General features: G+C 36.9%; 10 protein-coding genes. 2 read left to right on the top strand and 8 right to left on the bottom strand.

What is annotated here, in order from left to right:
- Nucleotides 1-2 precede the first annotated feature (2 nt).
- The 7 genes from G8E00_RS07135 to G8E00_RS07105 form a co-directional block, all read right to left on the bottom strand.
- Nucleotides 3-479 carry a hypothetical protein gene (locus tag G8E00_RS07135; protein WP_166223115.1) on the bottom strand — a complete coding sequence of 159 codons (477 nt, stop codon included), beginning with the start codon at nucleotides 477-479 and terminating at the stop codon, nucleotides 3-5.
- A gap of 151 nt (nucleotides 480-630) precedes the next feature.
- Nucleotides 631-1,761, bottom strand: a complete 1,131-nt coding sequence (locus G8E00_RS07130; RefSeq protein WP_166223112.1) for a fimbrial protein — start codon at nucleotides 1,759-1,761, stop codon at nucleotides 631-633.
- Between the two features lie 8 nt (nucleotides 1,762-1,769).
- The gene (locus G8E00_RS07125; RefSeq protein ID WP_166223109.1) at nucleotides 1,770-4,301 is read right to left on the bottom strand and encodes a fimbria/pilus outer membrane usher protein; all 2,532 of its coding nucleotides are present in this window, start codon (nucleotides 4,299-4,301) and stop codon (nucleotides 1,770-1,772) included.
- A gap of 6 nt (nucleotides 4,302-4,307) precedes the next feature.
- Nucleotides 4,308-5,021 (bottom strand): fimbrial biogenesis chaperone, encoded by a 714-nt coding sequence (locus tag G8E00_RS07120; RefSeq protein ID WP_166223106.1) that lies wholly within the window; start codon nucleotides 5,019-5,021, stop codon nucleotides 4,308-4,310.
- Between the two features lie 32 nt (nucleotides 5,022-5,053).
- Nucleotides 5,054-5,653 carry a fimbrial protein gene (locus tag G8E00_RS07115; RefSeq protein ID WP_166012012.1) on the bottom strand — a complete coding sequence of 200 codons (600 nt, stop codon included), beginning with the start codon at nucleotides 5,651-5,653 and terminating at the stop codon, nucleotides 5,054-5,056.
- A 452-nt stretch (nucleotides 5,654-6,105) separates the two neighbouring features.
- A complete protein-coding gene (locus G8E00_RS07110) occupies nucleotides 6,106-6,711 on the bottom strand; it encodes a YidB family protein (protein WP_166223103.1) in 606 nt (201 codons plus the stop codon).
- Between the two features lie 137 nt (nucleotides 6,712-6,848).
- Nucleotides 6,849-7,376: a DUF6231 family protein gene (locus G8E00_RS07105; protein WP_166012010.1), complete on the bottom strand. Its 528-nt coding sequence runs from the start codon at nucleotides 7,374-7,376 to the stop codon at nucleotides 6,849-6,851.
- A gap of 32 nt (nucleotides 7,377-7,408) precedes the next feature.
- Here G8E00_RS07105 and G8E00_RS07100 point away from each other — a divergent pair, with 32 nt between their 5' ends.
- On the top strand, nucleotides 7,409-8,281 hold the full coding sequence (locus tag G8E00_RS07100; RefSeq protein WP_166012009.1) for a DUF2797 domain-containing protein: 873 nt from the start codon (nucleotides 7,409-7,411) through the stop codon (nucleotides 8,279-8,281).
- Nucleotides 8,282-8,348: 67 nt separating this feature from the next.
- Here the strand turns inward: G8E00_RS07100 and lpxB are convergent, their stop codons facing one another.
- Nucleotides 8,349-9,521, bottom strand: coding sequence for a lipid-A-disaccharide synthase (gene lpxB, locus G8E00_RS07095; protein ID WP_166223100.1), 1,173 nt, complete (start codon nucleotides 9,519-9,521; stop codon nucleotides 8,349-8,351).
- A 286-nt stretch (nucleotides 9,522-9,807) separates the two neighbouring features.
- On the opposite strand from lpxB, the gene G8E00_RS07090 reads away from it, so the two are divergent.
- Nucleotides 9,808-11,940: a TonB-dependent siderophore receptor gene (locus tag G8E00_RS07090; RefSeq protein ID WP_227591413.1), complete on the top strand. Its 2,133-nt coding sequence runs from the start codon at nucleotides 9,808-9,810 to the stop codon at nucleotides 11,938-11,940.
- Nucleotides 11,941-11,975: the final 35 nt, after the last annotated feature.

Raw genomic sequence — 11,975 nt, 5'->3', positions numbered from 1 at the left:
ATTCATGACTCACGACTGAGTAAAAATGGCATAGGAAAATGTCTGAGAATGGGTAAATCAATAATCGTCATACACAAGAGTGTATGGCCATTTAAAACCCGTAATTCATCTCGAACCCATCGCCACGGCATGGGAGCACTCATGCCATAATCCAAATACACCGTCATTTGTCCATCAAGCTTTGATGGACCTTGCCGACAGGACATGACATATTTTTCTGTGCGTCCTTTAGCCGTATTTACAATATTGGTTGCATGTTGTGGATCTTTAAATTGTTTACCTAACCAATTGGGTAACCCCGTCAATGCCAAAGATGGATGAGCCGTTTTTCGCAACCAAAATGGACCGATAAAACTGGCACGAAAAAACCCAACACGAAATGCTTCATCAGGTGAGGATAATTGTAGAAATGTTTTTCTAATTTCGGCTAATGACGCCTGTTGAAGATCTTCAACAGTATTAATCTGCTTATCGATCATGACCTGACACCCTCCATAGCATCAAATTTGATTCTAATTCCATTAAAAAATAAACTGTTATTCGAGTTTTATTATTGCTTAGATTATGCACAGTTTTGTTTATAAATAAAACAATTTAAATTACATAGACTTAACAAAATTTTAAAAATATTTATTTATAATTCAATAAAATAGTAGCCTGAGCATAGACTTTTCCAACTGTGGCTTTAGCCTCATTCAAATAATAGCGGGCATACATTTGCTGCACAAAATGAGACCCTGATTGTTGACTAAGGGAATCTTGTTCAGTACCAATCAGTACAGGAAGATGCTGCTCATTAAGAATTTGAACTCCAACATTACTATAATAATCCCCGATCACATTGCTCAGAAAACCCACTGAATTTATGTTATTGATTTGATTATTATCAGTTATTTTGAGTGTGAAATTTCGCTGATTTAAATAACCATTACAATCAATACGCAATTGAAATGGCTGTACTTGTGCCGTAAATGCAGCATGATCAAAAGCACTACTACTCACTGGTGAAAGAATAACTTCTTGATCTTGTACAATACAAGTGGGCTTTAAAATATTGATGCCCGAAACGCTGAGCTGTAAACGTGATTGAGTATATGTTGTTACTGTATTTGCATAAATTGCATCATCCAAAGATTGATCCTCATCTACAGCGATCAGATTCGCAATAAAATGCCCAATATTCAGTGCTATATTCAGATGGTTGAGTTGATCAATAATGTCATCATTTTGAGGCATGGCATCAAGATACAATCGTGCTTGAGGCACATCTACACCAACATCAAACTGATTTTGCATTGGATTCAACAATTGATATTGATCCGATCCTTCGAACAGATTAACCCCTTCAACTTGTGAAGCCTCTGTATTTAAGCCAACGTGCTTTCCAGTTAAAGAATTTGACAGTGTCAAAGCGATGTAAGCATGTGCCACTAAATAATTGAGTGCAGCATTCCCTGTTATTTGTCCGCTTAAAGAACGAATTTTAAAAAATGTATATTGGCCATTTTGCAGAATATTTGTAGGATCAAGATCGGACAATGAATCGACTTGGAAACGCAGTTTCATTGCTGAATTTTGTGTACATCCAGATAAAATATTTTGACCAGATCCACTGCCTAAGCCACTCATGGCAGTTGCACTAGAAGGCATAATCTGTTCTGCAACCAGTGCATAATTTGCATTTTGCTGTAACAAGCAGCTCGAATCTGCATAGCTCAATTGACTATATAATCCCAACATACATGGCAAAATTATGGGCATGATGTGTCTTAAATTTGGCATACAGCTTCTATCATTTGATATTGGGTAGAATTGAGGTCAATATTTTGCAGATCGACATCTCCTAAGAGACAATGCTGTTGATCACCCTCGCCCCATCGTATAGCGCTATTTGGCTTTAACTTTTGCAATTCATCGATAAACACTTGATTGGATTGACCGACCGTACCTACTTTTGCGCCTTCATCATTATAAAGAGTTGAACCTAAAGGGATTTGACTGTTGTCCTTTAAACTTAAGATGAGAATAATATTTTCACTACGACTCGCTTCAAATACTGCCATAGTTGAACTAAAGCGTTTAGGTACCACCCGATTTTCAAAACGATCAAGTGTGACATTTAATGGCAATTGTGTCGGTTTAAACTGTACATAGTTGGCTTCATATGCTGTCAGATTTGGATAGATGGCATTACCCCAACGATCATAGTTTTCACTCCACTTTTTCGATCCATACTTGGAATTTACATCTTGAATATGAGCAATCGTAAATGTATCTCCCAGAGTTCGCGCAAAGGTCAAACCATAACGATGTGCAACAAGCCCACCACTTGCAGAAATCCCAAACTGTTGTTGCTGATCATTCCAAGCCAAGGTTGAATTCAATGCAACTTTTGGATGTTTATAAGACACTGTTGCTCCCAATTGTTGTTGGTGTTTCTCCTCAGTTTTCATAGATGATGCCGTGAGTCCATAACCGAATTTTGACTGTGCTCCACCATTTGAACTGACATTCATATTCACTAAAGTAGAATCTGATGGCGAGGATTGATGCTGAATTTGAGTATTGGTGGTGTAATGACGGTTTTTCCACTTTAAAGGCATCATTAAAGTGAATGCAAAATTACGATCCACCTCTTGTTTTTGACTTTCACTCTGAGACAATGAAAATGCATAAGCAAACTGTTTAAAGTTATTGCTATAACTCATTTGATATTGCATATAGGACTTAGGATCATTCCAATATTGACTTTGAATAATATTGGCGGATAAAGTCCCGCCATGCGTTTTCCCAAACCGCTGCGACATTGAAAATCGTAATTCTTGCTTCATCAAATTTGTTCGTTGTAACCATTCCTGCTCTGCAGAAGTCAGTACATTTTGATACGCACTTGAAAGTGAATTGCTTAATGACTGATACAATGGACTTTGATAGACAAAACTTGCACTGATATTACTTTTTTGATGAGCAAAAAAACCCGTCCGATAATCAAGCTTAAATTTCTCCCCCGTTTTTGTATGCTCTGAACGTTGAAAAATCGCCTGATCATATGAAGTTTGAATTCCACCGAAAGGCGTGTTCCACAAAGCTCCCAAAACAATATTGGAATAGGATGGACTATACTGACCGCCTAAAAAAAGACTTGTTGCATGATTCAAACCATAATCAAAACTGGCCTGAACGACCTGTAAATCGGTCACAGATTCCTGGGTTTGGTAATATCCCGTTGCGAAGTTAATGTTTTTTTGACCTGCTCGAAGCAGATTAAATTGCATATTCAGTGGAACAATAAAAGTACGTTTTGATCCATCACTTTCAATAATATCGACACTCAGATCACCTGAATCACTGACACCACGAATATCATCAATTTTAAATGGCCCGGCCGGGACCGTTTTTTCATAAAGCTTGTGACCATTTTGATACACCATGACTTGTGCTTGGCTATTGGCAATATTTTCAATCACAGGTGAAAAATAACGTTGCGATTTTAATCGCATCATATTGTCTGTGGCATACTGAACCCCAAGCAAACTCACCGCATCCAAATAGAGACTTTGGGTCTGAATTTGCCCGAGGCTCATTCTCGCCGAATTTTCCACAAAGTCATGATATAGAACGGTGTTATTACTGCTATATTTCAGTTTGGTTTGATTATCCGAAGTCAGATTGCCCTGATGTCTAAAATACCAGCCTGCAAAATTTAAACCTGCATTTAAGTTTAAAAAGTGACTGTCATTTTGGGTATGTGTATCCGCATTATTTGAAAAATTATAGCTATATTGGTAATTGCTAAATAAAGCGCTTACCCCTGAATCAAAGTCATTTTGAGTCACGTCATTTTCATTTTGAAGATCTAATATAAGATCGGGTATAGACAAGTTGAGCTTTTGCTGAGCCGTATCTAAATCGTAGGATACATAAGGATCAAGTTGTTTGATAAAAATACATCGCGAACCATCAAATTCCGAATAGACTTGTTTTTTTATAGAGAGTTTATTGAGTTGATTATGGTCTATGCACAGATCGGACTGTCCTGTTTTGGGATCGAGATCTATTTTAAATAGAATTTTTCCAATTGATTTCTGATTAACTTGAGTTTGCAACAAATATTCACCATGCACGAAGTCATGTTGAAACTGACCGAGATCGATGTCTTTATTTTCCTCACCAAATAAAGAAACGCCTTCAAAGACGTAGTCATCAGTTTTATTTTGTTCGGACATTGCATGTGTTGTACTGTTTATACCAACAACTGCATTGATCAATAAAAAATAGGGATTGAATTGTTTCAGCAGCATTCAAATTCAATTGACAACAGTATCAAATTCTACATAGCCACCCAAATCATTGATCACTTCATATTTCACTTTATTTAAAGCACTGTTGGCTTTATCAAGTTCAATATTTTGTTTGCTATAAGGTGCAAGCATTGTATCCACTGCGTAGTATACAGAGAGACTTGATCCTTTAAATTCAAGCTTATTTAAGGTGATGTAATATGGTGTTGGATTGTCAATCTCGATCTTTTTTGTATTTAAAACCTTATGAAAAGCTAAAGCAGTAAACGCTTGCTTCTGAGACATATTTAAAGTTGATGGACGGTAAAATAATTTTAAGCGACTACGAACAGACAGTTGAAGCTGGTTTTTATCTTGGTTTTCTTTTGCAATAGGTGGAATATCTAACATATTGAACCAATACAAACTTTCACGATCCTGTGCCAATTTAAAATTCGGCTTCATAATCACACGAACAATTTGTTCAGCTTCTGGTGCCAAACGACTGACTGGTGGCGTCACCAAAAATGGTATTTCATGGGCAGAAGGAATTTTACTGGCATCGCCATTGTCAATCCAAACCTGCGCCAGCGCAGGTTTTTTGACCAAGTTATTTAAACTCACATTCACACTTTGGGCGTCGGCTGGATAAATAATGCGAGTATTTCCAACAGCAATACCTGCCATAGATGAGCAAGCTGCGAATGCTGTGAGTACGACTGCTAGAAAAGTTCTTATCATCAAATATCCAACCTACAAGTGCTTAGTTTAAATTACTTATAGATCACGCTAAAGCTTAAAGAAGCTTTGATGTCTTGTTCAGCAACAGTATCTGCCAATGCAACATAACGAGCTTTATAGGTTAATGCACCGCTATCAACATTATATGTACTTGGCGTTGCAGCAGCAGTTTCTTCAGTTGAGAAATCAATAACAGTATCTGCATCATTTAAGATTTCTACACCAATGGTTTTAGAGTTATCAGCAGTGTTTGCAAGTGCTTTTTTATCTGAAGTTAAACCAGCATCTGTAAGGCTAAATTTAATATTTGGCGTTTCAGTCGCTCCACTTACAGATACTGATGGACATGCAGCTCCTGCTTGACCGCCATTATCTGCATTTTGTTGTAAATTCACGGTAAATGTCACTGCATCACCTGCGGTATCACCTTTTTGTTTAAATGCAGTCGTCGCGACTTTAGGCAATGCAATTGATTCTTCATTCAAAGAAATCACACAAGTTGGTCGTGTAACTGAGCCTGTAAAATTGATAGTTGCATTAGAAGTTAAGATTTTTGGAGCAACATCATCAGCCATTGCAACGGTTGATAAAGCTGCAACTGCAGCGGCCATTGTGAGAGATTTAAATTTCATAAATGATTCAATGTTAAGTCATGATTTATAATAACTATACAAAAAATTACATAACACTTACAATTTATTAAATTAAGCTTAATACTCTAATTATTTGTTTTTAAGTAATAAAAAATATTAAAATTCCACTATTTCTATTGTCAAATGTTAACATTATCACTTTTTTAGATGATTTCAAGCAAAATAATTGATTAAATGAATCTAAATTTCCAATCATTAGCAAACATTCATTGTTCACATATCAACCTAAACACGAATTAAAATAGTATATTTCACGCTTAATCTAAGTTAACAATATTGCTTTTAATCTTAATTTAGTACATGTCTTAACGTAAAAAACCAACTATTCACAGTTGGTTTTTATATGATTGATATTTAGTTTGGATTCGTCTTTGTTGCTATTTTAGCCATTATCCTTCGGGACGAAACCATCAGTTAAGTGTCAATTGACCTTATTTATTGATAAAGCCCGAAACCAAATTGAGTACATTTTGAATATCATTATTGGCTTCTTGATGGTCCGTTCCATCTGCTTGCGGCGTAAGTGAATCAATAATTTCAGGCAAAACTTGTGAAATAGCGCCATAGACATCTTGTGCGGGAACTTGAGCTTGCTGAGCGACCTGAGCAACTTCAGTCTGATTAAATAAATTCTGAACAACTTGAGGGCTAACATTGGCATTTTCACCAGGAGCAGTAGACACCCAATCATTGACTTGACTGGTTAAGCCTTGCCCTTTGAGCTGATCTAAAGCCCCTTGTAAACCACCATTTTTTTGAATCCAAGATAAAATCAGTGGAACAACTGCAATTAACAATGATTGTGCGTTAAAACCACTTTGTTGTGGTGCTTGATTTTGTTGTCCCCCAGTCAATCCCCCCAGTACTGCCCCTAAAATTCCTCCCAAACCGCCTTGCTGTGATTGATTTTGTTGACCACCTAAGCCACTGAGTACAGAACCTAAAATTCCGCCTAAACCACCTTGTTGTGACTGTTGTTGATTACCACCTAAAGCTTGCTTCGCTAAAATTTCTACTATATTGCTTAAATTTGTCATTTTATATTCCTAATTTGATCTTATTTTCATTGTCATTTTGCAACGTTCTTTGTATCCCCGTAAAACAGAAAAAGAATGAAAGAACGTTATGGTCAATGAATGATCTTAAACAACTATCGGTGACATTACTAGAAGCATTACCAACGGAATTTATTCCAATTTTCAGGATTTGCCCAAAATTTAGAATTGAACCAATCTGGCACATGCTTGTAGGTTAAAATATTAAATTGCCACAATGCAAAGTCTTGATCATGAGTAGTTTTGTCAATGAGTTGGGTAAAGCCTAAACTTCTAAGCAACTGTTCATCATCTAAACGGCTCACGACTACAATGCGTTTTGCCATTAAATCACGTAATTTCACCAACAACTGTGTTTTATGAGATGCTTGAATTTCATCCAATTCAACCCCATTTAATATCACGAAACCCAAGTCATAACGTTTGGTAAAAGGCAGATTTAAAAACGTAGTTACGTTAAAATGATCCCATTGAATTGAATCATCATGATTCTGAAGATTGTTTTCGACACCCTGTTGAATATGATCTCGATGATGGTCCTGGGCATGATCTTTGGATAGGTTCTGCCCAATGCACACTGCAGTTTGAATTGGCTGTTCTTTAGATAAATCGTCTAGCATTGACGTGATGACATTTTTCTCAGCCATAACTGCACCTTAAATATTGTGAGAGTATTGAAATGGAACTACAAGGCATTTGTCATAAAATGCATGCAGGTCTAACCAACCTAAGTGTAACTGAACAACAAACACACAAGGCAAATGTTCAATACAAATTTATCTTAGATCGTGCAGAAATTGAACTACCGTTCAGTCTAGGTCAAGAAATTGAGATTGAAGCGACTGGAAATATTTATTGTGTTTCTTGTGGGGCAAAAACGCCGAAGTCATATTCACAAGGTCATTGCTTTAAATGCATGAAAACCAAAGCTGCTTGTGATATGTGTATCATGAAACCTGAAACTTGCCATTATCACTTAGGAACTTGTCGAGAAGAAAGTTTTGCACGTGAAGTATGTTTCCAACCGCATATTGTCTACCTTGCCAATTCAAGTGCATTAAAAGTCGGGATTACACGCTTAGGTCAAATGCCAACACGATGGCTTGATCAAGGTGCTACACAAGCGATTCCTGTCATGAAAGTCGGTTCACGTCGTTTATCGGGTCAGCTAGAAGTGATGTTTGGCGAACAAGTGGCAGACAAAACCGATTGGCGTAAATTATTAAAAGGCGAAGCTGAGCCTTTAGATTTGATCCAAATTCGTGATGAATTGTTGAATGAATTTGAACCACAGATTGAGCTCATTCGTGATGAATTTAGTATGAGTTTAGACTTCAACGAGAATGTTGAAATTTTAGAACATGAATTACCGCGTGAGTTTATTTATCCAGTCGAAATTTATCCTGAAAAGATTAAATCTCACAATCTAGATAAAACGCCCGTCATCCGTGGCAAGCTTCAAGGCATCAAAGGTCAATACTTGATTATGGATACAGGTGTGATCAATATTCGTAAATATACTGGTTATGAAATCAAAGTTCGTAGCGAATAACATCTGACTTGTACAAAAAAAGCGACTTACTAGTCGCTTTTTTTTACTGATTTACCAAATCCAAATGTTATTTGATCAGATTCAAAATTGCAGCAACAGGATCTTCGCTATTATCAGCCAATAATTGCTTATGCATGGTCAGTAACTGCATCGATTGAATTTTAGAGGTTTCAATACTCATTAATTTTTCGATTTCTTTAGCCAATTTTTCTGGTGTTGCGTCATGTTGAATTAACTCCTGAATGACTTTTTTACCTGCAATAATATTGGGTAAAGAGTAATACGGAATTTTAACCAAAAGTTTAGCAATCCAATACGTCAACGTATTCAACTTATAGAAAGTCACCATTGGACGATGCAATAACATGGCTTCTAATGTGGCAGTACCTGAAGCTAATGCCACGATATCACTAGCATCCATGACCATACGACCAATCTTAGACTCAGCATCTATATTCTCTAAAAGTTTAATTTTAGCTTTTAATTCTTCAGGATATTTAGCCAAAATTTCTTCGATTTGCTGTTTACGAGCATCATTAATCGCAGGAATCAAAAACTCATAATCTGGATATTTTTGGTGAATGATTTTTGCTGCATCAAGCACCAAAGGTCCGAGTTTTTCAATTTCACCACGGCGACTTCCAGGCAATAAGGCAATGTGCTTCACATCATTCGAAAGCCCTAAAGCATTTTTGGCTTCAAGAATTGGATTTTGAATTGGAATTTGACTGGCTAAAGGATGCCCCACAAAGGCAGCATTCACCGCATATTCATTATAGAAATTCTTCTCAAATGGAAATAAACACAGCACCAAATCAATGGTGGCTTTAATACCATGCACTCGACCTTGACGCCAAGCCCAAACTGAAGGACTCACATATTGCACAGTTTTAATGGGTAGTTTTTTTTGCTTTAAGCTTTTAGACAGACGCAAATTAAAATCTGGCGCATCAATCCCGATAAAAATATCGACTGGATTTTCCGTCCATGTTTCAACTAAACCATCACGGACTGCAAATAATTTTTTGATGTCCTTTAATACTTCAACAATCCCCATGACCGATAAAATGTCCATTGGATAATAACTGTTAAAGCCTTCAGCAATCATTTGTGGACCACCAATACCTTCAAATTCTGCATCAATGCCTTGTTCTCGAAAACTGCGAATAAGTTTAGCGCCTAATGTGTCTCCAGAGACTTCACCAACAACAATACCAATTTTAAGCTTCCGATTTAGCAAGGTTTCTATCCTCAAATTCAACTCCAACATACTAACACAGTGGATGTTATTTTTGAGATGAGTGCTCATCTGAAATTGAATATCTATAGGATAAATTGCCTTGTATCTATGTTTCATATTGAACGAATCCAGTTAGGATTCAAAAATACGAGATCCTAAGTAAAGAACATCTAAATTACCTTTTTATCTTTTTAGATTTATTTAAAAATACGATGGTCTATAGCATATTTATTTTATAAATAATAATATAAATGATAATTATTTTCATTTGCATAAAAATATGACAATTACAAGACCTATCCAATGTTTTAAACTTAGCCCTTTATTTTTGGCTTTTATCAGCAGTAGCTCCTCATGGGCTAACACTGTGCAAAATCTTCCCGCCATTGAACTGCATGCAAATGATGATACAAAAGACAAAAGTTCAGAGCAGACCCAGTCCTACATTGTTAAAAATAATAATAGTGCAGCAAAGTTAAATTTGAGTGTCAAAGAAACACCGCAAACCGTCAATACAATCACTCGCCAACAAATCGAAGACTTTAATCTCTCCAATACTCGTGATGTTTTAAGAAATACGCCAGGTGTTACAGTCAATAATCTAGAGACTGAACGTGCCGTTTATACTGCTCGTGGTTTTGAAATCTCAAATATACTCACCGATGGCGTAGGCTCTCCAGCATCAGGTTTTAACTATAACAATATCAATCCAGATAGTTATTTCTTGGATCGAGTGGTTATTGTTAAAGGTGCAGATGCTCTCACCAATACCTTTGGTGACCCGAGTGCAACCATTGATCAAATTCGTAAACGCCCTACAGCTGATTTGCAAGGCAATGCAGCAATTCAATACGGATCATGGGATACATTACGCTACGAAGCCGATATTTCAGGTCCACTCACCCAAGATGGAAAAATCAGAGCTCGAATTTTAGGTTTTGAACAAACGGGAGATTCATATCTTAATCGTTATGAATTAGAAAAAAATGGTTTTGCTGGTGTCATTGAAGCCGATTTAACGGATTCAACCTTAGTAACACTTGGATATAACCAAGAACGTAATAAGCCCAATGCCAATAATTGGGGGGCATTACCTTTATTGGATGCTGATGGAAAGCAAATTCAATATAAGCGTTCATTTAACCCCAATCCAAATTGGGCATATTGGGACTACACCAAACAGAATGCATTTATTGAACTCAAACAAGGTTTATCTGAACGATGGAATCTGAAACTCAGTTACAACTACTTAGATACAGCACATAAAAGTAAGTTGCTTTACTACTATGGGAATCCACAAGTTGATGGCTCTGGTGTAAGTTTAACCGCCTGGGGAGGTCGTGAACATTTAGACTCCCATGTTTTTGATCTGCAAGCTGAAGGCAAATACTCGCTTTTCAATCGTGAGCATGAAGCCATCTTTGGTTATAACTACATTCAAAATCACCAAAAAGATTTACAGCGCATAGGTACTGTTAATGACCCATTTGTAGACAATGCAGTCACAACCAACTGGTTAGGTTGGACACCACAACAAGTGAACTGGTCTACCTTGAATCCAGCTGCAGATTACACACTTAAAATTAATTCTGTCTACGCTGCTACGCGTTTTCATTTCAATGATGATCTCAAGTTACTACTTGGTGCAAACTTTGTCAGTGCTAAAAATGATGGTTTAAGTTATGGATCATCGGTGACATTTGATGAAAGTCAGCTCTCTCCTTATGTTGGATTAACTTATAACTTTTCTCCCGAATATACAGGCTATTTAAGTTATAGCTCTATTTTTAGACCGCAGACAGGCGTCAATGTGACGGGTCAAGCACTTAAGCCGATTGACGGTGAAAGTTATGAAATGGGCGTTAAATCTTCATGGTTCGATGAACGCTTAACTGGAAATATTGCTGTTTTCAAAACCGAACAAAGCAATTACCCCTTAAGAAATGCCGATGGCAATCCACTGAATCGAAAAGTTGAAGTATCAGATTTGAGTTCTCAAGGTGCAGAAATCAGTTTAGCTGGTCAAATCACCGATCATTTCAACCTGTCCATGGGTTATGCGCAATTTAGTATTAAAGACAAAATCAATGGTGGTGATGCAAGAACTTATAATCCCAATAAAACGTTTAACTTACTTGCAACCTATACCGTTCCTGCAATACCTCAGCTCAAATTGGGCACATCTGTGCAATGGCAAGACAACACTTCACTTTATGTACCTAGGCTAAATGCCACCATTCGTCAAGATGCCTATGCATTGGTCAATCTGATGGCGAATTATGAGTTTAATCCTCAAGTTTCACTACAGCTCAATGTCAACAACATCACCAATGAAAAATATCTGTTCAGTTTTCCAGATGAACAAGCCTTTTACGGCGCACCGACACAATACTCTGCAGCTGTGAAATTTAAGTATTAAACGCTTATGTCTAACCAAATATCACTATAGAACGA

It is taken from the genome of Acinetobacter shaoyimingii (assembly GCF_011578045.1).
Taxonomy (GTDB): domain Bacteria; phylum Pseudomonadota; class Gammaproteobacteria; order Pseudomonadales; family Moraxellaceae; genus Acinetobacter; species Acinetobacter shaoyimingii.
The sequence above is the reverse complement of the archived record's forward strand: the minus strand, read 5'-3'. Positions and strand labels throughout refer to the sequence as shown.

What these genes read in the sequence shown, in the direction of transcription:
- G8E00_RS07110 (WP_166223103.1), bottom strand. Translation starts at nt 6,711, where the DNA reads ATGACAAATTTAAGCAATATAGTAGAAATTTTAGCGAAGCAAGCTTTA.
- G8E00_RS07135 (WP_166223115.1), bottom strand. Translation starts at nt 479, where the DNA reads ATGATCGATAAGCAGATTAATACTGTTGAAGATCTTCAACAGGCGTCA.
- G8E00_RS07120 (WP_166223106.1), bottom strand. Translation starts at nt 5,021, where the DNA reads ATGATAAGAACTTTTCTAGCAGTCGTACTCACAGCATTCGCAGCTTGC.
- G8E00_RS07115 (WP_166012012.1), bottom strand. Translation starts at nt 5,653, where the DNA reads ATGAAATTTAAATCTCTCACAATGGCCGCTGCAGTTGCAGCTTTATCA.
- G8E00_RS07130 (WP_166223112.1), bottom strand. Translation starts at nt 1,761, where the DNA reads ATGCCCATAATTTTGCCATGTATGTTGGGATTATATAGTCAATTGAGC.
- G8E00_RS07105 (WP_166012010.1), bottom strand. Translation starts at nt 7,376, where the DNA reads ATGGCTGAGAAAAATGTCATCACGTCAATGCTAGACGATTTATCTAAA.
- G8E00_RS07100 (WP_166012009.1), top strand. Translation starts at nt 7,409, where the DNA reads ATGGAACTACAAGGCATTTGTCATAAAATGCATGCAGGTCTAACCAAC.
- G8E00_RS07125 (WP_166223109.1), bottom strand. Translation starts at nt 4,301, where the DNA reads ATGCTGCTGAAACAATTCAATCCCTATTTTTTATTGATCAATGCAGTT.